Source organism: Frigoribacterium sp. Leaf263 (assembly GCF_001422285.1).
Lineage (GTDB): Bacteria > Actinomycetota > Actinomycetes > Actinomycetales > Microbacteriaceae > Frigoribacterium.
In genome coordinates this window covers 888,671-914,835 of sequence record NZ_LMMO01000003.1, presented here as the reverse complement: position 1 = coordinate 914,835, position 26,165 = coordinate 888,671, and the positions used below count along the sequence as shown (strand labels likewise).

The window sequence follows — 26,165 nt, the reverse complement described above, 5'->3', positions numbered from 1 at the left end:
GGTGTCGTGGTGTCGTGGTCAGGCCACGGGGAGCAGCACGCCGGAGGTGATGGCCGCCAGCGCGCCGCCGATCAGCGGACCGGCGACGGGCACCCAGGCGTAGCCCCAGTCGCTCGTGCCCTTGCCCTTGATGGGGAGGAAGGCGTGCGCGATGCGCGGTCCGAGGTCACGGGCGGGGTTGATGGCGTAGCCGGTCGGGCCACCGAGGGAGGCGCCGATCGCGATCACGAGGAAGGCGACGGGGATGGCGCCGAGCTCGGCCGGGGTGCCGCCGTTGGTGAAGCCGAGGACGACGAGCACGAAGGCGAAGGTCGCGATGATCTCGGTGACGAGGTTCCAGCCGTAGTTGCGGATGGCGGGGCCGGTCGCGAAGACGCCCAGCTTGGCCGCGGGGTCGGGTTCCTCGTCGAAGTGGTTCTTGTAGACGAGCCAGATCAGGACGGCGCCGATGATGGCGCCGATCATCTGGGCGGCCAGGTAGACCAGGAAGGCGACGAAGTCGATGTTGCCGAGGATCAGCTGCGCGAGGCTGACGGCGGGGTTGAGCGCGCCGCCGGACGAGTACGAGACGGTCACACCGGCGAAGACCGCGAGGCCCCAGCCGAAGTTGACCATGAGGAATCCGCCGTTGAACCCCTTCGTCTTGGTCAGGGCGACGTTGGCGACGACACCGCCGCCGAGCAGGATGAGCATCGCGGTGCCCACCACTTCAGAGAGAAAAATCTGTCCCAGGTCCACGTCGACCTTCCTTAGTCGTCGGGCGGGTGCGACTGTGCATCCCGCGGTGAGCGTGTGCCCACACCCTAGTCGCGGCATCGCGTCGGGGGAGTGCCAGAACCACCGGGTTTGCACATATGTGCACAGCGGATCAGGGGGAGTACTTTCGTGGAGGAATGGAGCGGGTCCGCACCGGGCTCCCATCACCAGGAGGACCTTCGATGAAGAAGCTGATCAACGACCCGGCCGATGTCGTCCGGGAGGCGGTCGCCGGCTTCGGCCTGGCGCACGCCGACCTCGTCGTCGTCTCGCACGATCCCGTCTTCGTCAGGCGGGCAGGTGGCGCCGTCGCAGGTCGGGTCGCCCTCGTCAGCGGTGGCGGCAGCGGGCACGAGCCCCTCCACGCGGGCTTCGTCGGACACGGCATGCTGTCGGCGGCCGTGCCCGGGCCGGTGTTCACCTCGCCGACGCCCGACCCCATCGTCGCCGCCACCCTGGCGGTGGACGGGGGAGCCGGCGTCCTGTACATCGTCAAGAACTACACGGGCGACGTCCTGAACTTCGAGACGGCGGCCGATCTCGCGGAGGCCGAGGGGGTGACGGTCGAGTCCGTGCTGGTCGACGACGACGTCGCCGTGAAGGACAGCCTGTTCACGGCGGGTCGCCGCGGCGTCGCCGGGACCGTGATCGTGGAGAAGACCGCGGGTGCCGCGGCCGAGCGCGGGGACGACCTGGCCGCCGTGGCGGAGATCGCCCGGAGGACGGTCGCCGCGACCCGGTCCATGGGCGTCGCCCTCGCGGCGGGGATCGTCCCGCACGCCGGCGAACCAGGCTTCGTCCTCGCCGAGGACGAGATCGAGTTCGGCGTGGGGATCCACGGCGAACCCGGCCGCGAACGGATCCCCCTGGAGCCCGTCGACGCCATCGTCGACCGCCTCCTCGCGGCGATCGTCGACGATCTCGGCGTCGTCAGCGGCGATCGGGTGCTGCTGTTCGTGAACGGCATGGGCGGGACGCCGAGCGTCGAGCTCTACATCGCCTATCGGCGCGCGGCCGAGGTGCTCGGAGAGCAGGGCGTCGTCGTCTCGCGGAGCCTCGTGGGGAACTACGTCACGTCTCTCGAGATGCAGGGGCTTTCGCTCACCGTCACCCGTCTCGACGACGAGCTCACCGAGCTCTGGGACGCACCCGTCGAGACCGCCGCCCTCCGCCGAGGGCGATGATCGTGCCCCACCCCTTAGACCGAGAGAGGAACATCGCATGACACTCGACTCCACCTGGGTCCGCGCCTGGATCGAGCGGACGGCCGAGGTCGTGACCGCCGAGCGGCACGCCCTCAGCGAGCTCGACCGTCAGATAGGCGACGGCGACCACGGCGAGAACCTGGCGAGGGGCTTCGCCGCCGTCCGGGAGAGGATGACCGAGCTGCCCGACGACGCTCCGCCGGCGGTCGTCGTGAGACTCGTCGCGACCACTCTGATCTCCACCGTCGGGGGAGCCGCCGGTCCCCTGCTCGGCACCGCCTACCTGAAGGCCGCCGCCGCGCTCGGGGAGGCCCGCGAGCTCGACTCCGATTCGGTGGTCTCCTTGCTGACGGCGGCCCGTGACGGCATCGTGCTGCGCGGCAAGGCCGACAGCGGCGACAAGACCATGGTCGACGCCTGGACGCCGGCGGTCGAGGCCGCGACGGAGTCGGCCGGCGCCGGCGCCGATCCCGCGGCCGTGCTCCGCTCCGCGGCCGACGCCGCCGCCCTCGGCGCCGCGTCGACGGAGCCGCTCGTCGCTCGCAAGGGGCGGGCCAGCTATCTCGGCGATCGAGCCGTGGGCCATCGGGACCCCGGCGCCCAGTCGTCGTCCCTCATCATCACCGCGGCCGCCGACACGGCGGCCGAGTCCACCAAGGAGTCGTAGAGCATGCCCACCATCGGAATCGTCATCGTCTCGCACAGCGCCAAGATCGCCGAGGGGGTCGTCGAGCTCGCTCGCCAGATGGCTCCGTCGACCACGCTCCTCGCGGCGGGAGGCACCGACGAGAGCGGAATCGGAACGAGCTTCGATCGGATCTCGGCCGCGGTCGCCACCGCCTCGGCCGGCGGGGGAGCCGTCGTCCTGTGCGATCTCGGGTCCGCCATCCTCACCTCCGAGACGGTCGTGGACTTCCTCGACGATGCGGACAAGGAGCGCGTCGTCATCGCGGACGCCCCGCTGGTCGAAGGAGCGGTCGCCGCCGCTGTGGCCGCCGAGACCGGTGGGGACCTCGACCAGGTGGCCCAGGCGGCCTCCTCCGCCACGGGGGTGGCCGACGTCCACGCCGATGAGCGCGACCTCCGCGGCGGCGACGCCGTCGAGCGCTCGACGACCATCGTGAACGCGTCGGGTCTGCATGCGCGCCCGGCGGCCGAGCTCGTCAAGCACGCATCCGCGTTCCAGGCCGACGTCACGGTGAACGGCGTCGACGCCAAGAGCCTGCTGCGCATCATGGGCCTCAACGTCGGTGCCGGGTCGACGGTCGCCATCATGGCCACCGGTCCGGACGCCGAAGCCGCGGTCGACGAGCTCATCGCGCTCATCGACGGCGGGTTCGGCGAGAAGGCCTGATCGGGGCGCCGGGGGCCTGACACGCCGTCGGCCGAGATCGTCGGAGGCGCGTCCCGATCACCCGGGGCGCGCCTCCTCGGCGTCTACCGGCGTCGCGTGTACCTCGCGAGCAGCGTGCCCTCCGACTCGAGCAGATGATCGAGCCGCATGCCGCGGGCCGCGCCCGGCCCCGAGCCGGCCACGATGCGGGGGCCGGAACCGGCGACGAGCGTCGGGGACGTCGTCACGCAGATCTCGTCGACGAGATCGGCCTCGACGAGATCGGCCAGCAGACTCGGGCCTCCCTCGGAATGGATGCGGGGGAGTCCCCGAGCGACGAGGGCGGTCACGAGGAGGCGCGGGTCGACCCGGTGCGCCCCGCAGGTCACCACGTCGGCCACCTCCTCGAGCCCTACCCGTGCCTGGCGCGGCGCCTCGTCGCTCGTGATCACCAGGGGGCGGACCGGGGCGTCGGCGAACATCGATGCGGCGGGGTCGAGGGCGAGCGACGCCGAGACGATGGCGAGCACGGGATGATCGGGGAGACCGTGCGCGCGACGCCACGCCACGTCGGCGTCGTGCAGGCGCATCGGGCCGTAGCCTTCGCTCCGCACCGTGCCGGCGCCGACGACGACCACGTCGCAGAGCCGCCGGAGGAGGTCGAACACCAGCAGGTCGGCGGGCCCGCCGAGACCGCCCGAGAGACCGTCGACGCTGGCCGAGCCGTCGACGCTCGTGACGGCGTTCGCCCTCACATGCGGCGCACCCCGGTCGTCGGCGGCGAACAGCGTGAGCAGATCCTCGTCGTCGAGCGGCCGGGAGGGAGCGGGCAGGAGGCGCGTGATGATCGGGCGGGTCACGGGGCTCCGTCGTCCGCGCCGAGGTTGTGCGCCTCGAAGACGGGTTCGCGCCAGCCGGCGATCGCCTCGATCATCCGGACGGCGTCCACCGCGGAGCGGACGTCGTGCATCCGGACGATGCGGGCGCCGAGCAGGATGCTCGTCGTGGCCGCCGCGAGGGTGCCGGCGAGGCGGTCCGGCTTCTCGCGGCCGAGGGACTCGCCGATGAAGTCCTTGTTCGACACCGCGGCGAGCACCGGGTGACCGAGCTCGGCCACCTCGCGCAGTCGACGCGTCACCTCGAGGGTGTGCCGTGTCGTCTTGTTCAGATCGTGCCCGGGGTCGACGACGATCCTCTCGAGGGGGACGCCGTGGTCGAGGGCCACGTCGACCCTGCGCCGGAGGAAGTCGACGACCTCGGCCGTGACGTCCTCGTATCGGGGGCGCGGGTGGGGACGACGAGGCGCGGCCAGGCTGTGGGTGATGACGAGGGTCGCCGAGCTGTCGGCCACCACGTCGGCCAGCCGGGGGTCGTGCAGCCCCGTGGTGTCGTTGATCACCGAGGCGCCCGCGGCGATGACCGTCGCGGCGACGTCGGCACGGAAGGTGTCCACCGACACCACGACGTCCGATCGGGCGGCCAGAGCCTCGACGACGGGCAGCACGCGCTCCGTCTCGTCTCGCACGGAGAGCTCGGGGCCGGGCTTGAAGGGGACCCCGCCGATGTCGACCCAGTCGGCTCCGTCGTCGGCGGCCGCGACGGCGGCTCCGACTGCGCGATCGAGGGCGAAGGTGGCCCCCTGGTCGAAGAACGAGTCGGGGGTGCGGTTGACGATCGCCATGACCGCGATGCGACGCGAGAAGTCGAAGTCCCGCGCGCCGATGCGGCGCACGGGGGAGCTGAGCGGAGGGAGGAACGGGAGGCCCCGCTCGGCGCGAGCCCCGCCGGGCGAGGTCATGCGGATTCCTCGCGGCGCGACGATCCGATGAGCGCCACGGCCTCGGCCCGAGAGGCCGGGTCGGTCAGGGAGCCGCGGCTGGCGAGCGTGACGGTCGAGCTGGCCGTCTGCCGAGGCCCCCGCGTCGTGACGCAGCCGTGCACCGCGTCGAGCACGACGAGCACGCCGCGCGGCTCGACACCCTCGTCGAGCGCCTCGGCGATCTCCTCGCCGAGGCGCTCCTGCAGCTGGGCACGCGAGGCGATGGCGTCGACGAGCCGGGGGAGTGCGCCCAGTCCCACGATCGTCGCCCCGGGGATGTAGGCGATGTGGGCGACGCCCGTGAACGGGAGGAGATGGTGCTCGCACATCGACCGGAACGAGATGTCGCGGACGACGACGAGCTCGCCCAGCCGATCCTCGGGCGACACGACGGCGCTGGCACGCACCAACGCGACGGGATCGACGTCGGCGCCCGAGAAGAACTCGGCGTAGGCCTCGGCGACCCGTCGGGGGGTCGACTCGAGACCGGCGCGCTCGGAGTCCTCGCCGACGGCGGCGAGCAGCTCGCGGACGGCGGACTCGATTCGGGGCTGATCGATCGGCGTCATGGGCTCATCCTGTCAGGCGGGACCGGACTCCTCCGTCGCCGGGCCCGCTCCGTCGACGGACTCGCGGGGGAGCGCCTCGTGGTGGCGGCGTCCCGTCGTGCGCCGCGCCTCCTTCATCTCGGCTTCGAAGAGATGCCGACGACCCGCCGCGAGTGCATCACGGATGTACTTCTCGCTCTCGCGGAAGGCCGCGTAGTAGCCGTCGTCGTAGTCCTCGACGATCTGGAAGGTCCAGCGGCCCTCGATGACGTTCCGTCCGACGAGGTCGCGCTCGAGCCCGTCGGCCATCTCGGCGTGCCCGGCGGCCCGCAGCTTCTCGACCGCCTCGCCGAGGGCCAGATCGGCTTTCCCGGTGAGTCGGTGGAAGCCGTAGAGGAACCCGCGGGCCTGCTCGACGACCTCGAGGGCCGCCGACAGATCGCCGAGCGCCTCGACGGTCTCGTCGTCGAGGCCGTCGGGTCGTCGATGGGCCGCGTCCGGTCCGTCGATCCGGCGTTCGCGCTGTCCGTCGTCTGAGATCGTCATGACGTCGAGCCAACACCGGGGAGGCGCGTGAGGGGCGGTCGATGACAGCTTGCTGACATAATGTGCATTATCAGCGCATCGGGTAGAGGCCGGAAGGGGTTGGCTGAGCACCCATTCGATCCGATGACGACCCGAGCCTCCTGCGACGCGAGCAGCAGCGACGCGATGTCGGCGAGTCAGAGCACGCGACGCAGCAGACTCGCGAGATCGGCCGGCTCGATCGCGAGGTCGGCGTCGTCGAGCTCGTCGATCGTGAACCAGCGCGACTCGAGGATGTCGACTCGCTCGTCGTCGGTCCATCCGGCGTCGTCGATCTCGAAGTGCGGCAGTCTCGTGACGAAGAACTCGGCGTGCCCGTGCGTGTGGTCGGCGGCGTCCCACGCGACGACGAAGTCGTCGACGGCGACGACGTCGCCCGGATCGGCGATGACCTGACCGGTCTCCTCGCGGAGCTCCCGCACGGCCGCCTCGGCGTGCGACTCACCGGGGTCGACTCCCCCGCCGGGCGTGATCCAGCGCGCCGTCCCGCTCGTGTCCGGCGCCTTCGTCAACATGAGCAGGACCCTCTCGGACTCGTCGACGACCAGCAGTCGCGACGTCGCCCGGACGATCCGCCCGGTCACGAGATCGGGGTGAAGCCGCTGACGTCTCCGACATACCGGGTGTGATCCGAAGGCACCGGGTCGACGGCGGCCGCAGCCACCTCGGCGGCGAACTCGGCCACGTTGTAGAGCTTCCCCGCGCTCTCCTTGCGAGCCGAGAGGGCTCCCGGGTTCGAGCGCTCGAGCAGGGTCGCCGTGATCGTCCCCTCGATCATGTCGCCGGACACCACGACGAACTCCACCCCGGCGGCCTCGAGCTGCGGGATCATGTCGCGCAGGGCGTCCTCCCCCGCGCGCTTGCTGAGGGCGACGGGCAGGTACTCGGGCATCGTCTCGGTCGTGTTGATGAAGTGCGCCTGGTGGCTCGTCACGAAGACGACCCGCGAGCCCGGGGCCAGGAGAGGCAGGGCCGCGGTGAGCAGGTCGACCTGGGCGTCGCGGTTGAGCTTCAGCGCGTAGTCCTCGGCCATGCCCGACTCCATGCCGCCCGAGGCGTTCATGACGAGGACGTCGAGTCCGCCGAAACGCTCGCCGACGGTCGCGAACATCCCGCGGACGCTCTCGGGGTCCGTCAGGTCGGCGCCGATGGCGATGGCCTCGCCGCCCGCCGCCTCGATCGCGTCGACGAGCTGCAGCGCCCGGCGCTCCTTGTTGCGGTAGTTGACGACGACCTTCGCCCCGGCCTCGGCGAGGTACCGGACCGTGTCGGCGCCGATGCCGCGCGACGAGCCGGTGACGAGAGCGCGGGTGCCGGACAACGAGCCGGCGGCGAGGGGATTGGACAAGACGAACTCCAGACTGTGCGGGCGGAACCGGGGGGCCGAGGAGGCGCGCTCCCGACGTCGACGACGGGCGCTTCCCTGAGGACCAGCACCGAGACTACCAAGGGCCCGAACGGCGTCGGTGGGAGGTGCTACTTTCGCTGGCAGGGGGAACGAGAGGGGCCGGAGATGGACGTCGTCGCGCAGTACGCCTGGGTCATCTGGATCGGTCTGCTCCTGCTCTTCGTCGTCATCGAGGTCACGACCCTCGAACTGACGTTCCTCATGATCGCGATCGGCAGCGCGGGCGGACTCATCTCGGGCGTGCTCGGCGCACCCTGGTGGCTGCAGATCGTCATCGCCGCGCTCGTCGCGGTGCTCCTGCTCTTCACCGTCCGCCCGGCGCTCCTCAGGGCGCTGAACCGAGGGGGCGATCCGACCCCGAGCAACCTGGACGCCCTGCTGGGCTCCCGCGGAACGGTCGTCGTCCCGATCGGGGTCGATGCCGGGCAGGTCAAGCTCGCCAACGGCGAGACCTGGACGGCGCGCGTGCTCGAGACTCCCCCGTCGGGCGGCATCCCGCCGTCGATGCTCGACACGGGATCGCCGGTCGTCGTCACCGCCATCCAGGGCTCGACCGCGCTGGTCGTGCCCGTGCGAAAGGACTGAAGCCATGGACTCCGTCACCCCCGGGACGATCGCGACGATCGTGGTGGTCGCCATCGTCGTCGTGCTCGTCCTCGTGATCCTGTTCCGAGCCGTGCGGATCATCCCGCAGGCCTCGGCCGGGGTCGTCGAGCGTCTCGGCAAGTACCACAAGACGCTCAACCCGGGCCTGAACCTCCTGGTCCCGTTCATCGACCGGGTCCGGCCCCTCATCGACATGCGCGAGCAGGTCGTGTCGTTCCCGCCGCAGCCGGTCATCACCGAGGACAACCTGGTGGTGTCGATCGACACGGTGGTGTACTTCCAGGTCACGGACGCCCGGGCCGCCACCTACGAGATCGCCAACTACCTCGGCGCGGTCGAGCAGCTCACGACCACCACGCTGCGCAACGTCGTGGGCGGACTGAACCTCGAGGAGGCCCTCACCAGCCGTGACAACATCAACGGGCAGCTGCGTGTCGTCCTGGACGAGGCCACGGGCAAGTGGGGCATCCGGGTGGGTCGCGTCGAGCTCAAGGCCATCGATCCCCCGCTGTCGATCCAGGACTCGATGGAGCAGCAGATGCGGGCCGAGCGGAACCGGCGCGCAGCCATCCTGACGGCCGAGGGCACCAAGCAGTCGCAGATCCTCGAGGCGGAGGGCATGCGCCAGTCGGCCATCCTGCGGGCGGAGGGCGACGCCAAGGCGCAGGTCCTCAGGGCGCAGGGCGAGGCCGAGGCCATCCAGACGGTGTTCAACGCCATCCACGCCGGAGACCCGGACCCGAAGCTGCTGGCCTACCAGTATCTGCAGACCCTGCCGAAGCTTGCGGAGGGCTCGGCGAACAAGCTCTGGATCATCCCCAGCGAGCTCACCGAAGCGCTGAAGGGCATCGGCTCGGGATTCTTCGCGCCGAAGAACCCCGATGCCCCGGGATGGGACCCTCAACCGGGGCCGTCGGTGTCGGACATGGACACCACCCCCGACCTCGCCAGCACCGTCGATCTCGGCTCCGAGCCCGATCTCGGCTTCCCGACCGTCACGGGTCCCGGATCGGACCTGCCCTCGAGCGGCCCCGACGAGGGGAGCACCCCGCCGCCCGAGTCCCGAGCGTGACACGGTCCGGAGCGCCTCGGCCCACCCGCTGGTTCGAACCGGCGACGCCGCGTGTCCTCGCGCACCGGGGCCACCATCTCGAAGCACCCGAGAACACGATGCTCGCCTTCGCCTCGGCGGTGGCCCTCGGCGTCGACTGCATCGAGACCGACGTCCACGCCACGCGTGACGGGGTCGCCGTGATCAGCCACGATCCCGACCTCCGTCGGATCGCGGGAATCGACACGCGCCTCCTCGACCTCGACTGGTCCGAGGTGGCGGCCATCCGGCTGCCCCACGATCAGGGTCTTCCGTCGCTCGCCGAGGCGCTCGACGCGTTCCCCGACACCCGCTTCAACATCGACGTCAAGTCGGACGACGCCGTCGAACCCACGATCCTGGCCATCCGCCGGGCCGACGCCGCCGACCGGGTGCTCGTCACCTCGTTCGACGAATCCCGACGTGCCCGGACCGCGGCGGGTCTCCCGGGCGTCGCCACCTCGGCCTCATCCCGCGGCGTGGTCGCCACGATGATCATCGGGATCGTGCCCTGGAGGGCTCTCCGTCGTCGGCTGCTCTCCGTGGCGCTGCGAGGCTGCGGCGCGATCCAGGTGCCCGTGCGACGGGGACCGGTGGTCGTGGTCACCGCACGCCGGGTGGCCGATCTGCTCGCGGTCGGCGTCGAGACGCATGTCTGGACGATCGACGATCCGGCCGAGATGCGTCGGCTCGTCGCCCTCGGGGTCACCGGGATCGTCTCGGACCGCCCCGATCTCGCCCTGGCCGCACTGCGCTGACGACGGGTCGTCCACTGTGAAGGCACTGTGAAAGGCCATCCGGCGAAACAATCGCACCGAACTCCGGGTTACACAGGGAGATTGCACCGCGAGAGGAGACCACACAATGGCAGATCGCAGTTTGCGCGGTATGAGACTGGGTAGTCAGAGCCTGCAGAGCGAAGAGGGCGTCGAGTTCTCGCCCCGGAAGAAGGCCGTCTACCAGACGACCGACGGCACCACGTTCGAGATGGTGTTCGCGGCCGATGCCGACATCCCCGACATCTGGCAGTCGCCGAAGAGCGGACTCGAGGGCCGCCTGCTGTCGGCCGACGGCAAGCCCGTCGAGATCGACGAGGCGGACGTCAAGGTCCCTCGTTCGCACTGGGACATGCTGCTCGAGCGTCGCACCCGCGACGAGCTGGAGGAACTGCTCCAGGAGCGGCTCGACTTCCTCCGGGCCCGCAAGGGTCAGACGAAGATCGGAGCCTGATCCGGAGACCGGTCAGCGCACCAGAACGACCCCGTCGACACCGCGGACCGCGGTGACGGGGTCGTTCCGCTGTTCCCGGGCGCTTCTGCGACGCCCCCGCCAGGCGCCCGCCATGACGAGCATGGCCAGGCCGAAGAACGAGACGAGCAGCTCGACGGCTCGACTGCCGACCACCGCCGGCGTCGTGCCCGTGCCGAGTGCCACCTCCGTGACCATCGTCCCGGCCTGGTAGTCGGGTGTCCCGTCGACGACGTCGCCCTGCGCGTCGATGACCCGGGTCGATGCCACCGTCGAGACGTTCACCACGGAACGCGCGGTCTCGATGGCCCGCATCTTGGCGATGGCGAGCTGCTGCTCGTTCTCGTCCGTCTGCCCGGGGCGCGAACCGAAGTCGGCGTTGTTGGTCTGGGCGACGATGACCTGCGCACCCTGATCCATCATGTTGGTGATCAGCTGGTCGTCGACGATGTCGAAGCAGATGGAGACGCCTGCCACGAAGTCGCCGACGTCGATGGTCTCGTCGCGCGTGCCCGGCGTGTAGTCGCGCCCGATCAGATCGATGAGCTCGGGCGCGAACGGTCGCCAGAAGGAACGGTCGGGAACGTACTCCCCGAAGGGGACGGGGTGCTTCTTGTCGTACTGGCCACGCACCTCGCCGTCGTCCCAGAGGATCGACGAGTTGTACGTCGTCTCGCCGTCGGGGCTCTCGGTGATGACCCCCGACAGCAGCGGGGCGCCGTAGCCCTCGCTGATCGCGTCGAACACGTAGCGGCCGAACTCGTCGCGGGTCGGGTCCCGATCGCTGCCGCCCTCGGGCCAGACGATGAGGTCGAGGTCGTCCGCAGTCGGATCGACCCCCTGCATGGCCAGCACCTGGGAGTCGGTGAGGTCGCCGTAGGCGCGATCGGCGGAGTCGAAGTACCCGGCCTTGCCGTTGCCCTGGACGCCGGCGATCGTCGCCGTCCCGTCGGTGAAGGTGGGCCAGGCCGGCACGGCGAGAGCCGCGACGACGACCGTCGCCCCCGCGAGGACCCGTGTCGACGAGCGCAGAGTGCTGAGCAGTGCCAGCTCGATCACGACGGCGACGATGGCCACCATGAGGAAGCTGAGTCCGGAGATGCCGAGATAGGCGACCAGGCTGCCGAAGGGGCTCTCGGACTGGCTCAGCGCCACCCGGCCCCAGGCGAACCCGCCGTAGGGCCAGTTGCCCGCGATGAACTCGCGGAGGGTCCACAGACCCGCGACGACGACGGGGAGGAGGAGGGCGCGCCCGAGGGTGCCCGGCCAGATCACGGGCAGCCACCGGTAGGCGAGCGCTATCAGCGTCGCTCCCCCGGCGAAGAACAGGGCCTCGAGTCCCGCGAGGGCCGCCCACGGGACGACACCGAGGAAGAGCGTCGCCCACTGGATGTGGATCAGATAGAACGAGAGACCGGCCACCAGCCCGACGAGGAACGCGCTGCCCGCACGCCGACCGCGGAGGGCGATCAGGACGAAGCCGATGCCGACGAACGTGAGGGGCCAGACGTCACCGTCGGGGAACCCTCCGTCGAGCACGGGCCCGGCGCCGAGCGCCACGAGGAGGGCCAACCAGAGGGGCAGACGGAGCTCGGTCACACGGGAGGGCACCTGAGGATTCTAGGTCGGCGAGTCTGGGAGACCCGCCGTGCCCGCCCGTCAGACCGCCGAGTAGGCGACGATCCCCCGGCGCACGGCGTCGAGCGCCTGACGGGCGATCGGGCCGACCGGGAGGTCGGCGACGACCGACAGCTGATCGAGCAGGTCGATCGTCTGCTTCGTCCAGCGGACGAAGTCGCCCGCCGCGAGCTCGGCGTCCTCGAGCACGCTGTCGAGGCTGGCCCCCCGGGCCCAGCGATGCATCGCGAGAGCGAGCCCCGGCGCCGGCGGGATGCTGCCGGGCAGCTGGTGCTCCTGCTCGAGATCGTCGAGGTCCGCCCAGAGCTTCTGCGTCTCGTCGAGAGCCGTGCGGAACTCGCCTCGGGGTAGGAAGCGCTCGGAGAGCATGCCCTCGTCTCGACGGGGCTCGTAGACGAGGGTGGCGGCCATCGCCGCCATCGACGGGACGTCGAGCATGTTCCAGAGTCCGAGCCGCAGGCTCTCGGCGACGAGCAGATCGCGGTCGCCGTAGATGCGGCGGAGGGTGCGCCCGGCCGGGGCGACGTCCACCTCGGTCGTCGCGGACACCCGACCCGCGCCTCCTCGCGTGACCGCCGAAACGTCCGAGGAGGCGCGGGGCACGAGATACCCGCGATCGAGGAGCACGTCGGTGACCCGGTCGAAGACCTTGGCCACCGCACCCGTGCGGCTGCGGATCTGAGCCGAGAGCTGGTCGGTCTGCTTCTTCAGCTTGAACCACCGCTCGGACCACCGGGCGTGCTGTTCGCGGTCGGGGCATGCATGGCACGGGTGCTGGCGCATCTCGCGACGGAGGTCGCCGAGTCGGCGCTGACGCTTCTCGTGCTCGCTCCGCGACTGTGCATCCGCCCGTGCCGCCCCCTGCTTTTCGAGATCGCCGAGCGCCCGACGGATCAGCGTGTACTCGCGGAAGTCGCCCAGATGGCACTCCATGCTGGCGGCGTACCCGTCGAGACTGGCCTGCTGGGTGCGGACCTTGCGGGCGAGGTCGACGACGGCCCGGTCCGCCTGGAACTGCGCGAACGACGTCTCGAGGACCTCGCGGGTCCGCGACCGGCCGAACTGCTCGATGAGGTTGACGGCCATGTTGTAGGTCGGACGGAAGCTGGAGTTCATCGGGTACGTGCGACGCGATGCGAGCGAGGCGACCGCCTGCGGATCGAGCCCGGGCTGCCACTGGATCAGCGAATGCCCCTCGACGTCGATGCCCCGGCGGCCGGCGCGACCGGTGAGCTGGGTGTACTCCCCCGGCGTGATCGGGACCCGTGCCTCGCCGTTGAACTTCTCGAGCTTCTCGAGCACGACCGTGCGAGCCGGCATGTTGATGCCGAGGGCGAGGGTCTCGGTCGCGAAGACCACCTTGACGAGCTTCCTCTGGAAGAGCTCCTCGACGACCTCCTTGAAGGCCGGCAGCAGACCGGCGTGGTGAGCGGCCACGCCGCGCTCGAGTCCGTCGAGCCACTGCCAGTACCCGAGCACGGCGAGATCCTCGTCGCGGAGGGTGCGGCACCGTGCCTCGACGATCTCGCGGATCTCCTGACGTTGATCGGCCGTCGTGAGACGGATGCCGGACCGCAGGACCTGCTTGACCGCCTGGTCGCAACCCACGCGGCTGAAGACGAAGAAGATCGCCGGCAGCAGATTCTGGTCGTCGAGCATCTCGACGATCTTCCAGCGGTCGAGGCGACCCTGGCCGTGCTGGATCGGCGCCATCACGTGACCGCGCGGCCCGCGCTTGGACCAGCCGTCGCCCCGGCGCCCGGAGCCGCCGCTCTTCCGCGACAACGACGTCGCACGGAGCAGCTCGGGGTTGACGCGGTTCGTGGCGGCCTGACCGCTCGAATCGAAGAGGTCGAGGAACTTGCCGCCGACGAGCACGTGCTGATCGAGCGGGACGGGACGATCCTCCGAGACGATGACGTCGGTGCCGCCCCGGACGGTCTGCAGCCAGTCGCCGAACTCCTCCGCGTTCGAGACGGTGGCGCTCAGGGACACGAGCCGGACGTCGAGAGGCAGGTGGATGATGACCTCCTCCCAGACCGCCCCCCGGAAGCGGTCGGCCAGGAAGTGGACCTCGTCGAGGACCACGTAGCGGAGGTCGTCGAGCATCTCGGAGCCCGCGTAGATCATGTTGCGGAGGACCTCGGTCGTCATGACGACGATCCGGGCCCGTGAGTTGACGTTCGTGTCGCCCGTGAGGAGACCGACCTCGGACGCCCCGTACTCGGCCACCAGCTCTTGGAACTTCTGGTTGCTCAGCGCCTTCATGGGCGCGGTGTAGAAGACCTTGTCGCGGGCCTGCTGCATCGCCAGGTGGATCGCGAATTCGGCGACCAGGGTCTTTCCCGCGCCGGTCGGCGCCGCGACGAGCACGCTGTTGCCCTGCTCGACGCTCTCGCAGGCGGCGATCTGGAACGGGTCGAGGGCGAATCCGAGCCGGGAGCGGAAGGACTGGAGCTGCGGCGTCCGCACCCGGTTCTTCGAGGCCGCGAATCGTTCGGCCGGGCTGGCGTCGGAGGTCATGGGGTCATCCTGCCGCGAGTTCGGCGTCGAGGGCCGCGGCCCGCTTGGCCACTCGTCTGTCGTGGAGCCAGGCCACGCCGGCTCCGAGGAAGTAGAGGATCACCATCGGCACGGCGAGGAGGAACATCGAGAAGACGTCCGCCGCCGGGGTGGCGATGGCGGTGAAGAGGGTGATGAGGAGGATCGCGACCCGCCACCCCTTGATGATCGTCACGGCCGAGATGACCCCGACGAAGTTCAGGAGCACGAGGAAGACCGGAAGGACGAAGGCGATCCCGACGGCCAGGACGAGCTTCAGGACGAAGTCGTAGTACTGCTTCGCATCGATGATCGCGGCGTCCTGTTGGGCGGCGAACCCGGTGAGGACCTCGACGATGTGCGGCAGGACGAAGAGCCCGCTCGTGCAGCCGAGCAGGAACAACGGGATGGCCGTCCCGATGAAGCCGATGGCGTACAGCTTCTCGCGCCGCACGAGCGCGGGCACGATGAACGCCCAGATCTGGTAGAGCCACACCGGGCTCGACAGGATCACGCCGACCGTGACGGAGATCTGGATGCGCAGGTCGAAGCTCGAGCTCACGCCCGGGTAGTTCAGGGTGGCCTCTCGGGACCTGGCCTCGGCGATGCGCGTCACCGGCTCGCGCAGGAAGTCGAGCACGAACTGCGAGAGGAACCACCCGGCGATGCTCGCGACGATCAGTGCGAGTGCGGCCAGGAACAGCCGCTTGCGGAGCTCGATGAGATGCTGGCCGAGGGACATCCGACCGTCGTTGGTCCGACTCCTCGGCTGCTTCTCGCCCCCGCCACGGCCACGAGTCGTCGTCGTGGCCACGGATCAGGACTTCGGAGGCAGGTCGCTCTGCGACGGGCGGACGACCGGACCGTCGGCGTTCGAGCGAGCCGTGCCGTCGTCGCGGCGGTTCGGCTCGTCGCGGCGACCGTAGTCGTCTGCGGGGGTCTTGTCGTCGTCGCGCACCTCGTTCTTGAAGATGCGCATCGACTGCGCGATGCTCTTCGCGAGAGCGGGGAGCTTCGGCGCGCCGAAGAGCAGCAGGATGATGGCCAGGACGATGATCAGGTGGAATCCGGTGAGATTTCCGAGCATGAGATGTTCTCCTTGCGGGGCAGGGGAGAATCCAGTCTAACCCCGGCCCGACCGCCGGGAGCCGACCCGCTCGGGGTCACGGGGAATCATCGGGCGGAGCCTGCTCGTAGAGCGCCACCGCACGGGCGGCCCAGTCGCTCACGGCGGCGCGCGCCGCGTCGGGCGCGATGACGATGGGATCCCCCGGCAGTCCGGCGACGAGGCGGGCCACCGTGCCGAACTGCCCCACCCGGACGCGCATGCGGCAGCGACCGTCGTCGAGCGGTTCGATCTCGTCGGGCGCGTAGTCAGCCAGCAGTGCCGCGGCGGCCGCGTCGATGTCGATCGTGACCGTCTCGTCGTCCGGCGATCCCTCGAAGAGCATGTCCGGGAGCACGACGTCGGCGGCCCGGTAGGCGATGGGCGCGTCGGTGATCGCCGGTCGGGCGATGCGGTCGAGTCGGAAGGTCCGCAGCGCCTCGCGGAGGTGGTCGTAGCCTCGGAGATACCAGTCGGCGTCGGCGGACTCCACGCGCAGCGGATCGACCCGCCGCCGCTCGACCACACCCCGGACGCCCGAGTAGTCGAACTCGAGCTGCCTGCCCTGCGAGACGGCGAGGCTCACGAGCGAGAGCAGGTCGTCGGTGTCGCGCTGGTCGACGGCGACCTGGCTCGGCTCCGACGAGGCGCCGCGGGCGAGCTTCGACATCAACGACGCGATGGCGCCGCGGTCGGCGTTCTCGGGCAGCGACGAGAGGTACTGGAGTCCGGCGATGAGGGCGGCGGCCTCCCGTGCCGAGAAGCGGGGCGACTCGTCGATGGCGACCATGTTCGTCAGGACGATGACGTCGTTCTGCTCGAAGTCGTCCCAGGCGATGTCGAAGAGGTCGCCGTGCTGATACTGGCTGGTCTCGCCGGGGATGCCGGAGACGGCGATCAGCTCGACCGCGCGGCGGATGTCTGCCACGGTCACCCCGAAGTGCTCGGCGGCCTCCGCGACGCCGACCCGGCCCCGGTCGATGAGATAGGGGACGAGCGACAGGAGGAACGCCAGCTTGTCCGTGGCGTGGAGGGACGATCGCCGCTCAGCCATGGTGTCCTCCGGAGGACTCGACCGGCGTCTGTCCGGTCGTCGGGGCGTGCGCCGCCACCAGCCGCCGCAGGCGGGCGACGACGAGCTGCCGGACGGACTCGGGTTCGAGCACGGTGACCTCCGGTCCGAACGAGACCAGCTCGTCGGCGACGATCTGGAGGTCGGCGAAATGGATCTCGAGGAGGCCGTCGTCGCGGACGGACGTCGAACGGCGCTTGGTGAGTCTGGTCTCGGCATCGGAGCCGGGGACCACGCGGATGAGAGCCGTGCGCGCCTCCCACACCTCGTCCAGGGCGGCGAGAGCGGATTCGGCCGTCGCATCGGCGGGGCGCTCCGCAGCGACGGTCGTGACCTGGACGGGGCCGATGATGCGCGACAGGAGGAACGTCTTGCGTCGACCGGTGTCGGGCTCGATGCACGCGACCATCCATCGCCCCTGGTGCTGGACGAGCGCGAACGGCGCGACCTCGCGCCTCCGGGGCTCGGACTCCCCCGGCTTGAGGTACGGGAACCGCACGAGCACGGCACGGTCGAGGGCGTCGCGGAGCGGTTCGAAGGCCGCGTCACGCGACCGGATGCGCGGTGCGTAGTCGAGCTCGGGGACGGCGGCGTGACCGCCGAGCGATCGGAGCTTGAGGAGGGCCCGCCGGCTCTCGCCCGAGAGGGTCCCTTCGCGCCAGACCATGGCGGCCAGCGTGAGCAGCGCGGACTCCTCCGACGAGAACGAGATGTCGAGGGGCAGCTCGTACGCCCCGCGCGGGATGCGATAGCGCAGCATCTGGTTGTTGCCCGAGGCGGCGGGGTCGTCGAGGGTCTCGAGAGGGACGCCGAGCTCGCGGATGTCGTCTTTGTCTCGCTCGAACTGACGCTCGAGAGCAGTGTTGTCCCCGTTCGGGGAGTGCTTCTGCCGGTACCCCTGGACGGTGGAGAGGATCTCGGACTTGGTCAGACCGGGTTCGGTGGCGAGCAGGGCGAGCACGAGGCTGAAGAGGCGCTCTTCGACGGGGATCCGAGGGGCGCGGGCGGCTGACACGGATCGATCCTAGGCCCTGGCCCGGCCCCGAGGGCCGGGCCGCCCGACGGGTCTCGACGACGACAGGATGATCGTCAGATCGCACCCAGGACGTCGAACACGTAGACGTAGGTGCCGCCGTCGGCGTCGGTCGCGGGAACGACGGTCATGACCTGCGAGCCGACCTTCTGGCCGACGAGGGCGTCACGGAGAGGAGCCGGCAGGGTGGTGTCGTCGAGCGCGACGGTCGTCGCGGTGTCGCCGTTCGTCCAGGTGGAGCCCGCCACCGTCGAGGGCTCGGCCCAGGTGACGGCGGTGAACTGCACGACCGCGGTCGAGTCGGCCGTCAGGGTCGTGCCGTCGCCCTCGCGCACCAGATGGGTCTTCTGCTCGGTGGGCGGCGCCGAGACGGGGACCGTGATGCCGGGAGCGCCGTCCGGAGCCGTCACGACGGCGGGAAGGCCGTCGGCCCCGGGGACCAGTCGACCGTTCGCCTTCGCGAGGAACGACTGACGGATGTCGACGACGGCCACGTACGCGGCGTCGGGGTCGTCGGACTCGGGCGCGTCGGATCCGGAGACGGACGCCTGGAGGTCGGAGGCCTTCATGGTGACGACGACGCGGGAGCCGACCGTCGAGCACTCGAGGGCGTCGGCCAGCGGAGCGAGAGCGGAGCCGCCGACCGTCACGGGGTTCGCGATCGAGCCGTCGTACCCGCTGTTCTCGACCTCGGTGCCCGTCGCGCCGTCGATCAGGGTGTAGTCGATGAGGACGGGCGAGCCGTCCACGAGACGCGCGCCGTCGCCCTCGATGAGAGTGGCGACCTGCGTCTCGGTGGTGACGATGGGACTCGGGACCGTGGTCTCGGGCTTCTCGCCGAACGCGCCCGTGGCCGTCACGACCGAGGCGGCGTCGCCCGTGGGCGGGCAGCCGGGCGACCCGGGCGCGGCGCCGGTGGCGCAGGCCGAGAGGGAGGCCACGAGGCCGAGGGTCACGACGAGTGCGGGGATCTTGCGCACGAGTCCTCATTTCGTTGCGGCGGCCGAGGGGCCGGAAGGCGGCCGGGGCCGGGCGGATGCGGGAACAGCCTAGTGGGGTGGAGCGGGGCGGACGCCCGGGCCGGTCAGGCGGTGGAGGCCTCGTCGTCGGGCGATCGCGGACCGGCCTCCGCCTCGGTGGCGGCGATCGCGGCGTCGGCGGCGGAGCGGGCCTGGCGGGCCGTCTTGCGCAGCTTCTTGTCGCTGGCCGTGCGGTCGCCCAGGGCGCCCGGCGTCCAGAGCTCGACGTCCTCGTCGGAGTAGTCCGACTTGGAGGGGCGGCGCTTCAGCTGAGGCAGCTCGGCGCCCGGGGCGAGACGCCGCGCGGTGATCAGGAAGCCCGTGTGGCCGATCATCCGGTGGTCGGGGCGCACGGCGAGACCCTCGACGTGCCAGCCGCGCACGAGCGTCTCGGAGGCGTCGGGCTCGGTGAAGACCCCCGACGCGCGGAGCGCCTCGGCGACCCGCGACAGCTGGGTGGCCGTGGCCACGTAGCAGACGACCAGTCCACCCGGGGTCAGCGCCGCCGCCGTCGCGTCCACGCACTCCCACGGCGCGAGCATGTCGAGCACGACGCGGTCGACCGAGCCGTCGGGCATCGTCTTCGGCAGCTCGTCGACCAGGTCTCCGACCGTGACGCTCCAGTTCGGCTGCTCGGAGCCGAAGAAGCTGACGACGTTGCCCTCCGCGACGTCCGCGAACTCCTGTCGGCGCTCGAACGAGGCCAGACGGCCCTGAGGGCCGATCGCGCGCAGCAGCCAGAGCGACAGCGCACCCGAGCCGACACCGGCCTCGACCACCGTCGCTCCCGGGAAGATGTCGGCGAAGGCGACGATCTGCGCGGCGTCCTTCGGGTAGACGATCGCGGCGCCCCGCGGCATCGACATGACGAAGTCGCTGAGCAGAGGGCGCAGGGCCAGGTACTCGTCACCGGTCGTGCTCGCGACGACGGAGCCGTCGGGGAGCCCGACGAGCGTGTCGTGCGCGATCATGCCGCGGTGCGTGTGGAACACGGCGCCCGGGGTGAGGACGACGGTGTTCATCTTGCCCTTGGGGCCGGTCAGCTGGACCTTGTCGCCCTCGAGGAACGGGCCGGACTGGCGACGGGTGGCGGTCATGCGGTGCTGCTTTCGATCGGGGTGTGGTCTGTCTCGGCGGTCGGCCGGAGCCGAGGAGGCGCGGGTCGGCGCCCGACCGTCAGCCGGCGGACGGGGAGGGGACGCCCGAGCCGCGCACGGCGGCGTGGAGTCGGCGCAGATCGTCGACGGTCGTCCCGACCAGGGTGGTCGCGCGGGTGTAGCCGGCGTCGTCGGACAACGGCGCCGCGTGCTCGACCCCGAGGACGACCGCGCCGGCGGCCACGGCCGACGCCGCCCCCGGCGGGGAGTCCTCGATGGCCACGCAGTCCGCGACGTCGACGCCGAGCAGGGCGGCGCCGCGGAGATACGCCTCGGGGTGGGGTTTGCTGTTCTCCACCTCGTCTCCGGCGACGACGGCGTCGAAGGCCGGGAAGTCGATGGCCGCGATCATGAAGTCGGCCATGCGGCGGATCGACATCGTGACGAGGGCCGTGGGCACGCCCTCGCGGCGCAGCGCGGAGAGGAGCTCGCGGGCCCCCGGGCGCCAGGGGACGTCGTCGGCGACGAGGGCGAGGACGCCGGTGGTCAGACGGTCGATGATCTCCTCCGCCGTCAGATCCACGCCGTGGGCCTGGATCACGCGGGCGGAGTCCCAGAGGCCCGTCCCGATCATGGCGTCGCCGTCGGCCCTGGTCCAGGTGCCGCCGAACGACTCGACGAGCGCGACCTGGCATTCGTACCAGTAGGGCTCGGTGTCGACGAGGGTGCCGTCCATGTCCCAGAGGACCGCGGCGGGGAGAGAGGAGGTCACGGGCGACGAGTCTACGGGAGCCTCCCGCCGGCGCCGTCGACGGGAGGGGGCCGGTGAGCGCACGGTCTACTGTGGAGGGTCAAGACGCCGGTGCAGCGGGCCCGGCTCGGTGAGGACACAGGTGACGAACACGTCGAACACGTCGGACTTCGCGAAGGGGCGCCTCCTCGTCGTCGCGTTCGAGGGGTGGAACGACGCCGGCGAGGCCGCGAGCGGCGTGGCGCGGAGCCTGGCCGAGACGCTCGGTCTCGTGCCCGTCGCCGAGCTCGACGGCGAGCGGTACATCGACTACCAGTTCAACCGTCCGCAGATCGGTCTCGACGACGACGGCGAGCGGAGCCTGGTCTGGCCGAGGATCGAGCTCCTCGCGGCTCCCGATGCGACCGAGGTGCTCGCGGCGTCGGGCGAGGTCGGCGCGCCCGAGGGATCGTCGACCGAGGTCTTCGTCCTGCTGGGTGCCGAGCCGTCGCGGAGCTGGCGCGGATTCGCCGCCGAGATCGTGGATCTCGTGGACGTCCACGCCATCACCTCCGTGGTGTTCCTCGGGGCGATGCTCGCCGACGTCCCCCACACGCGCCCCATCTCCGTCTTCGTCAGCAGCGAGAACGCCGACGTCCGCGGACAGCTCGGTCTCGAGCGGAGCTCCTACGAGGGCCCGGTCGGGATCCTGTCGGTGCTGGGCGACGCGGTCGAGACGGCGGGGGTCCCCGCGTTGTCGATCTGGGCTTCGGTCCCCCACTACGTGCACAACGCGCCGTCTCCGAAGGCCACCCTCGCTCTGATCGAGAAGCTCGACGAGCTCTCGGGGGTCAGCGTGCCCCGCGGGGATCTCGAGGGCGAGGCGGTCGCCTGGGAGTCGGGCATCGACGCCCTGGCGGCCGACGACGAGGACATGGCCGGCTACATCGAGCAGCTCGAGCAGGCCCGGGACACCGTCGACTCGCCCGAGGCGAGCGGGGAGGCCATCGCGCAGGAGTTCGAGAAGTACCTCCGCCGCCGCGACGGCAAGGGCGACGACCCTCGGTACCCGCCGGTCCCCTGACGACGCGCGCCGCACCTCCTCGGCTCGGCGGCGGACGTCAGATCGGTGGGCGGTCGGTCCGGTCGGGGTTCTCGCCGGGAACGACGACGCCGTTCTCGTAGGCGTACACGACGGCGGCGGTGCGATCGCGCAGCTGCAGCTTCGCGAGGACGTTCGACACGTGCGTCTTGACCGTCGCCTCGCCGACGAAGAGCCCGCGGGCGATCTCGCCGTTCGACGCGCCGCGGGCCATTCCGTCGAGGACCTCGCGCTCGCGTCCCGTCAGCAGGGCCAGCCGTGCGCTCGGGACCACCGCCGCACCCGGCGCGTCGACGAGAGCCCTCTCGACGATCGCCCGGGTGAGCTCGGGGCAGACCAGCGCATCACCGCGATCGACGACGCCGATGGCCTCGATGAGCTCCTCCGGGCCGGCCGTCTTCAGCAGGAAGCCGCTCGCACCCGCCTGCAGGGAGCGGAAGAGGTAGTCGCCGCGGGCGAAGGTGGTCAGGATGAGCACCGAGGGAGTCGGACCCGATCCGGCCCGGCGGATGCGCCGGGTCGCCTCGACCCCGTCGACGCCCGGCATCTCGATGTCCATGACGACGACGTCGGGGGCCAGCGTGACGGCCAGCTCGACCGCCTCGGAGCCGTCACGCGCCTCGCCGACGACCTCGATGCCGTCCTCCGTCTCGAGGATCACCCGGAGACCGGCGCGCACGAGATCCTGGTCGTCGGCCAGGAGGACCCTGGTCGCGCCCGTCACCGGGCCGTTCGTCGTCTGCATGCTCATTCCCCCTCGACGAGGGTAGCCCCCTTCGGCACGACCGGGAGGTCGACGCGGACGCGGTAGCCGCCCCCGGGGAGCGGCCCCACGGAGAGCCGGCCGCCGTGCAGATCGACTCGTTCGCGCATCCCCCGGTGCCCGAGACCGGAGCCGGCCGGCGAGTCGGCGGCGGCCGCGTCGCCGCGACCGTCGTCGTCGACCTCGAGCACGACGGCCCGGTCGAGGCGGACCAGTCGGACGATCACCCTCGACGCGGCGCCGTGCTTGAGGGTGTTGGTCAGCGCCTCCTGGGTGACCCGGTAGAGGGTCGCGCCCATTCCGTCGGGGATGTCGCGGGTGTCCCCGTCGATCTCGAGAGCGACGTCGAGCCCGGGACCGCGAGTGTCGGCGACGAGGTCGGGCAGCGACGAGAGCCCGACGACCGGGTCGGCCGGGCGCCCGTCGCGGGACCTCATGACGCTCAGGAGGCTGTCGAGCTCGTCGATGGTGCTTCGTGCCGTCTCCTCGACGGCGGCCAGGGCGGCGCTCGCTCTCTCGGGACGGTCGAGCGTGCGCCGGGCGGCGCCGGCCTGGATGCCGATGACGGCGACGTGATGGGCGACGACGTCGTGCAGCTCGCGGGCGATGCGCGTGCGCTCGTCGTCGATGGCCCGCTCGGCGATCCGGTCGTGGGCAGCACGGAGAGCCGCCCCGGTGTGCTCGAGGGCGCGCAGTCTCGCCCGGGAGACGCGCGACGCCCGGCCGAAGTGGATGGCCGCGACGAAGAACAGCGCGGTCAGCACGACGGAGTACAGGCTGGCCGCCAGGACGACGTCGGTCGGACCCGAGGACGCCCGCGCCTGCGCCGAGATGTCGATCCCCAGCCAGACGAACATGCCGGCCACGACGATGAGGCTCCCGATGAGCGACCGGCGGCGGGATGGCGACCAGACGTTGGCCGAGAACACGGCGACGAACTCGGCGATCGACGGCACGAGGGTGTCGGGGTGCCCTCGGACGCCGAGGAAGACGAAGGCAGCGGAGACGGCGACCAGGACGGCCACGGGGAACCGACGCCGGAGGGCGAGGGGCAGGGTCACGGCCAGCAGCCCGACCAGCGACTCGATCGGCGGCGGCGTGTCGTGCCCGTCGGAGCGGAGGATCACCGAGGCGAGTGCGGTGGTCACGAGGGCGACCACCAGGAGGGCCGCGGCCGACCACCCGTCGACGACCCGGTCGCGCCGGCCGACGGACCGGAGCGGTCCGTCGCCGCCCGCGGGCTCGTCGACTGGGCGTTCGTCCGGGGCCATGGCCCCTCAGTCCGTCAGAGGGCTCATCGAGTCGGGATCCGGTCGATCGTCGACCGCACGCCGCAGATCGACGCCGAGCAGCGCGTCGACCGCGTCGACGTCGACCCGTGTGGCGGGAGCGCCCGAGGCGACCGCCTGATCGACCGCGTCGAGGGCGGACGGGGTGTCGAGGTCGTCGGCGAGGGCGGCCCGCACCCTGGTCAGCAGCGCGCTGGGGAGGTCGCCCGCCGGCTCGGAGTCGCCTGCGACGCCGACGGGGGTGACCGCCGCGGCCCGAGCCCACGTCGTCCACCGCCGGAGTCGATCGTCGGCAGCGGCGAGGTCGTCGTCGAACCACTCCCAGTCGGAGCGGTAGTGGTGGGCGGCGACGGCCAGGCGGATCGCGCGCGGATCGGCGCCCCCGGAGACGAGCTCGCTGACCTTGACGAGGTTGCCGAGCGACTTGCTCATCTTCTCGCCCGAATAGGCGACCATGCCCGTGTGCGCGAAGACGTCGGCGTACCGGTGCCCCGTGAGGGCTATCCCGTGGGCTGCGCTCATCTCGTGGTGAGGGAACACCAGGTCGCTGCCTCCGCCGTTGACGGAGATCGGCGCCGGCAGGGTCTGCGCGGCGATCACGGTGCACTCGATGTGCCACCCCGGCCGCCCTTCGCCCACGGGCGAGTCCCACGAGGGCTCGCCCTCCCGCGCGCCCCGCCAGAGGAGCGGGTCGAGGGGGTCCCGCTTGCCTGCGCGAGACGGGTCGCCGCCCCGCTCGGCCGAGAATCGCGTCATGGCGTCCAGGTCGAGCCGGCTCTCGAGCCCGAGGTGCCACGACGTGTCGCGTTCGGCCGCTCGCACGTCGAAGTAGACGTCGTCGACGGCGCCGTCCGGCGTGGGCACCCGATAGGCGGCACCCGACTCGAGGAGGTGCGTCACGGCCCGGGCGACATCGGTCACGACGTCGGTCACCGCGACGTAGTGCGTCGGGGGGATGACGGCGAGGTGCTCCATGTCGCTGCGGAAGAGATCGGTCTGCGACGCTGCGAGCTCGCGCCAGTCCACACCCGTGGCGGCCGCCCGCTCGAGGAGGGGATCGTCGACGTCGGTGGTGTTCTGCGCGTACGCGACGTCGATGCCGGCGTCGGTCCAGGCGCGCACGAGGGTGTCGAAGGCGAGGTAGGTCGACGCGTGTCCGAGGTGCGTGGCGTCGTAGGGGGTGATGCCGCACACGTAGAGCGATGCCGTCCCCTCCACCAGGCGCGGGCTCCGGAGAGACCCGGTCGCCGTGTCATGGAGGACGGGCGGCGTGCCGGCTCCGGGCAGCGATGGGACGCGGGGCGCGGTCCACGACCTCACGCCGTCACCACGCCCGTCGAGAGGAGGACGATCAGCACGACGCCCAGCACGAGACGGTAGGCGACGAAGGGCATGAAGCTGCGTCGGGAGATGTAGTTCATGAAGAACGCGATGACGAGGAACCCGACGACGAACGCCACCACCGTGGCCGCGAGGGTCAGGCCGAGGGAGTACGGGCCCGGGTCGCTGAAGCTCTGGACGAGCTCGTACAGACCGCTGCCGAAGACCGCCGGCACGGCGAGCAGGAACGAGAACCTCGCGGCGGCCGGGCGTGTGTAGCCGAGGGCCAGAGCGGTCGTCGTCGTGGCGCCGGAACGGGAGACGCCGGGGAACAGCGCCAGCACCTGGGCGACGCCGACGGCGATGCCGTGGGAGTACGACATGTCCTCGAAGCGCGCGGCCTTCTTGCCGAGGCGGTCGGCCAGACCCAGCAGGATGCCGAAGACGATCAGCACGATCGCGACGATCCAGAGGGAGCGGAACACCGAGCGGATGTACTCCTGCGCGACGTAGCCCACGACCACGATCGGGATCGTGCCGATGATGACCAGCCAGCCCATCCGGACGTCCGGGTCGGTCCGCGGGATCCTGCCGCTCACACCCTGGAACCACCGCACGACGATGCGCTTGATGTCGCGCCAGAAGTAGATGACGACGGCCAGCTCGGTGCCCAGCTGCGTGATGGCGGTGAACGTGGCCCCGGGGTCGAATTCGACGGCGCTGTTCGGGTCGGAGAACAGCAGGCCGACGATGCGCAGATGCGCGCTGGACGAGATGGGCAGGAACTCCGTGAGGCCTTGGACGAGGCCGAGGAGGAGTGCCTGGAGGAGTTGCTCCATGCGGGATCCTTCTGGTGCG

At 71.1% G+C, this 26,165-nt stretch carries 28 protein-coding genes; 8 read left to right on the top strand and 20 right to left on the bottom strand.

Annotated features, from left to right (window positions below):
• Positions 1 to 18: 18 nt before the first annotated feature.
• Positions 19 to 693, bottom strand: coding sequence for an MIP/aquaporin family protein (locus tag ASF17_RS08265; RefSeq protein WP_055798513.1), 675 nt, complete (start codon positions 691 to 693; stop codon positions 19 to 21).
• A 245-nt stretch (positions 694 to 938) separates the two neighbouring features.
• Here ASF17_RS08265 and dhaK point away from each other — a divergent pair, with 245 nt between their 5' ends.
• The 3 genes from dhaK to dhaM are packed head-to-tail and all read left to right on the top strand — an operon-like array spanning position 939 to position 3,315.
• Positions 939 to 1,940 (top strand): dihydroxyacetone kinase subunit DhaK, encoded by a 1,002-nt coding sequence (gene dhaK, locus ASF17_RS08260; protein ID WP_055797690.1) that lies wholly within the window; start codon positions 939 to 941, stop codon positions 1,938 to 1,940.
• A 37-nt stretch (positions 1,941 to 1,977) separates the two neighbouring features.
• Entirely contained in the window at positions 1,978 to 2,628 is a 651-nt protein-coding gene (gene dhaL / locus ASF17_RS08255; RefSeq protein ID WP_055797686.1) for a dihydroxyacetone kinase subunit DhaL, read from the top strand.
• Positions 2,629 to 2,631: 3 nt separating this feature from the next.
• Positions 2,632 to 3,315, top strand: a complete 684-nt coding sequence (gene dhaM, locus ASF17_RS08250; RefSeq protein ID WP_055797683.1) for a dihydroxyacetone kinase phosphoryl donor subunit DhaM — start codon at positions 2,632 to 2,634, stop codon at positions 3,313 to 3,315.
• Positions 3,316 to 3,398: 83 nt separating this feature from the next.
• Here dhaM and ASF17_RS08245 read toward each other — a convergent pair whose 3' ends face one another.
• The 6 genes from ASF17_RS08245 to ASF17_RS08220 form a co-directional block, all read right to left on the bottom strand.
• The gene (locus ASF17_RS08245) at positions 3,399 to 4,154 is read right to left on the bottom strand and encodes a pyrimidine reductase family protein (RefSeq protein ID WP_055797680.1); all 756 of its coding nucleotides are present in this window, start codon (positions 4,152 to 4,154) and stop codon (positions 3,399 to 3,401) included.
• Positions 4,151 to 5,092, bottom strand: a complete 942-nt coding sequence (gene folP / locus ASF17_RS08240) for a dihydropteroate synthase (RefSeq protein WP_055797677.1) — start codon at positions 5,090 to 5,092, stop codon at positions 4,151 to 4,153. The genes ASF17_RS08245 and folP overlap by 4 nt, the downstream gene beginning before the upstream one ends.
• Positions 5,089 to 5,682, bottom strand: a complete 594-nt coding sequence (folE, locus tag ASF17_RS08235) for a GTP cyclohydrolase I FolE (protein ID WP_055797675.1) — start codon at positions 5,680 to 5,682, stop codon at positions 5,089 to 5,091. Before folE ends, folP begins: the two co-directional genes overlap by 4 nt.
• A gap of 12 nt (positions 5,683 to 5,694) precedes the next feature.
• Complete coding sequence (locus ASF17_RS08230) at positions 5,695 to 6,207, bottom strand: hypothetical protein (protein WP_055797672.1); 513 nt, start codon at positions 6,205 to 6,207, stop codon at positions 5,695 to 5,697.
• Between the two features lie 176 nt (positions 6,208 to 6,383).
• Complete coding sequence (locus ASF17_RS08225) at positions 6,384 to 6,830, bottom strand: NUDIX hydrolase (RefSeq protein WP_055797670.1); 447 nt, start codon at positions 6,828 to 6,830, stop codon at positions 6,384 to 6,386.
• Entirely contained in the window at positions 6,827 to 7,594 is a 768-nt protein-coding gene (locus tag ASF17_RS08220) for an SDR family oxidoreductase (protein ID WP_055797668.1), read from the bottom strand. Before ASF17_RS08220 ends, ASF17_RS08225 begins: the two co-directional genes overlap by 4 nt.
• A 165-nt stretch (positions 7,595 to 7,759) precedes the next feature.
• Here ASF17_RS08220 and ASF17_RS08215 point away from each other — a divergent pair, with 165 nt between their 5' ends.
• The 4 genes from ASF17_RS08215 to ASF17_RS08200 all read left to right on the top strand — a co-directional run bounded on the left by ASF17_RS08215 (position 7,760) and on the right by ASF17_RS08200 (position 10,580).
• On the top strand, positions 7,760 to 8,239 hold the full coding sequence (locus ASF17_RS08215) for an NfeD family protein (protein WP_055797665.1): 480 nt from the start codon (positions 7,760 to 7,762) through the stop codon (positions 8,237 to 8,239).
• 4 nt (positions 8,240 to 8,243) lie between these two features.
• Positions 8,244 to 9,332, top strand: coding sequence for an SPFH domain-containing protein (locus ASF17_RS08210; RefSeq protein WP_082475158.1), 1,089 nt, complete (start codon positions 8,244 to 8,246; stop codon positions 9,330 to 9,332).
• Positions 9,329 to 10,108 (top strand): glycerophosphodiester phosphodiesterase family protein, encoded by a 780-nt coding sequence (locus ASF17_RS08205; RefSeq protein ID WP_055797662.1) that lies wholly within the window; start codon positions 9,329 to 9,331, stop codon positions 10,106 to 10,108. Before ASF17_RS08210 ends, ASF17_RS08205 begins: the two co-directional genes overlap by 4 nt.
• Positions 10,109 to 10,214: 106 nt before the next feature.
• Positions 10,215 to 10,580 carry an RNA polymerase-binding protein RbpA gene (locus tag ASF17_RS08200; RefSeq protein WP_055797658.1) on the top strand — a complete coding sequence of 122 codons (366 nt, stop codon included), beginning with the start codon at positions 10,215 to 10,217 and terminating at the stop codon, positions 10,578 to 10,580.
• 12 nt (positions 10,581 to 10,592) lie between these two features.
• Here the strand turns inward: ASF17_RS08200 and lnt are convergent, their stop codons facing one another.
• From lnt to ASF17_RS08155, 9 genes are all read right to left on the bottom strand, one after another.
• On the bottom strand, positions 10,593 to 12,209 hold the full coding sequence (gene lnt / locus ASF17_RS08195; protein ID WP_082475156.1) for an apolipoprotein N-acyltransferase: 1,617 nt from the start codon (positions 12,207 to 12,209) through the stop codon (positions 10,593 to 10,595).
• 48 nt (positions 12,210 to 12,257) lie between these two features.
• Positions 12,258 to 14,759, bottom strand: a complete 2,502-nt coding sequence (locus ASF17_RS08190) for a DEAD/DEAH box helicase (RefSeq protein WP_055797654.1) — start codon at positions 14,757 to 14,759, stop codon at positions 12,258 to 12,260.
• Positions 14,760 to 14,763: 4 nt separating this feature from the next.
• Positions 14,764 to 15,519, bottom strand: coding sequence for a twin-arginine translocase subunit TatC (tatC, locus tag ASF17_RS08185; protein ID WP_055797650.1), 756 nt, complete (start codon positions 15,517 to 15,519; stop codon positions 14,764 to 14,766).
• Positions 15,520 to 15,594: 75 nt separating this feature from the next.
• Positions 15,595 to 15,864: a twin-arginine translocase TatA/TatE family subunit gene (gene tatA, locus ASF17_RS08180; RefSeq protein WP_055797646.1), complete on the bottom strand. Its 270-nt coding sequence runs from the start codon at positions 15,862 to 15,864 to the stop codon at positions 15,595 to 15,597.
• Between the two features lie 76 nt (positions 15,865 to 15,940).
• A complete protein-coding gene (locus ASF17_RS08175; RefSeq protein ID WP_055797643.1) occupies positions 15,941 to 16,936 on the bottom strand; it encodes a helix-turn-helix transcriptional regulator in 996 nt (331 codons plus the stop codon).
• Positions 16,929 to 17,969, bottom strand: coding sequence for a helix-turn-helix transcriptional regulator (locus tag ASF17_RS08170; protein ID WP_055797640.1), 1,041 nt, complete (start codon positions 17,967 to 17,969; stop codon positions 16,929 to 16,931). Before ASF17_RS08170 ends, ASF17_RS08175 begins: the two co-directional genes overlap by 8 nt.
• A 74-nt stretch (positions 17,970 to 18,043) precedes the next feature.
• A complete protein-coding gene (locus tag ASF17_RS08165; RefSeq protein WP_055797637.1) occupies positions 18,044 to 18,967 on the bottom strand; it encodes a hypothetical protein in 924 nt (307 codons plus the stop codon).
• Positions 18,968 to 19,071: 104 nt separating this feature from the next.
• On the bottom strand, positions 19,072 to 20,103 hold the full coding sequence (locus ASF17_RS08160; RefSeq protein WP_055797633.1) for a tRNA (adenine-N1)-methyltransferase: 1,032 nt from the start codon (positions 20,101 to 20,103) through the stop codon (positions 19,072 to 19,074).
• Positions 20,104 to 20,182: 79 nt separating this feature from the next.
• Complete coding sequence (locus ASF17_RS08155) at positions 20,183 to 20,875, bottom strand: HAD family hydrolase (protein ID WP_055797630.1); 693 nt, start codon at positions 20,873 to 20,875, stop codon at positions 20,183 to 20,185.
• A gap of 121 nt (positions 20,876 to 20,996) precedes the next feature.
• Between ASF17_RS08155 and ASF17_RS08150 the strand changes: the two genes are divergently transcribed.
• On the top strand, positions 20,997 to 21,917 hold the full coding sequence (locus ASF17_RS08150; protein WP_055797629.1) for a proteasome assembly chaperone family protein: 921 nt from the start codon (positions 20,997 to 20,999) through the stop codon (positions 21,915 to 21,917).
• 37 nt (positions 21,918 to 21,954) lie between these two features.
• Here ASF17_RS08150 and ASF17_RS08145 read toward each other — a convergent pair whose 3' ends face one another.
• From ASF17_RS08145 to ASF17_RS08130, 4 genes are read right to left on the bottom strand one after another with little or no spacing between them, the layout of a single operon-like run.
• Positions 21,955 to 22,686, bottom strand: a complete 732-nt coding sequence (locus tag ASF17_RS08145) for a response regulator transcription factor (protein WP_055797627.1) — start codon at positions 22,684 to 22,686, stop codon at positions 21,955 to 21,957.
• On the bottom strand, positions 22,683 to 23,969 hold the full coding sequence (locus ASF17_RS08140) for a sensor histidine kinase (RefSeq protein WP_055797625.1): 1,287 nt from the start codon (positions 23,967 to 23,969) through the stop codon (positions 22,683 to 22,685). The genes ASF17_RS08145 and ASF17_RS08140 overlap by 4 nt, the downstream gene beginning before the upstream one ends.
• A gap of 6 nt (positions 23,970 to 23,975) precedes the next feature.
• Positions 23,976 to 25,307 carry a cysteine--1-D-myo-inosityl 2-amino-2-deoxy-alpha-D-glucopyranoside ligase gene (mshC, locus tag ASF17_RS08135; protein ID WP_055797623.1) on the bottom strand — a complete coding sequence of 444 codons (1,332 nt, stop codon included), beginning with the start codon at positions 25,305 to 25,307 and terminating at the stop codon, positions 23,976 to 23,978.
• The gene (locus tag ASF17_RS08130; protein WP_055797620.1) at positions 25,304 to 26,146 is read right to left on the bottom strand and encodes an undecaprenyl-diphosphate phosphatase; all 843 of its coding nucleotides are present in this window, start codon (positions 26,144 to 26,146) and stop codon (positions 25,304 to 25,306) included. The genes mshC and ASF17_RS08130 overlap by 4 nt, the downstream gene beginning before the upstream one ends.
• Positions 26,147 to 26,165: the final 19 nt, after the last annotated feature.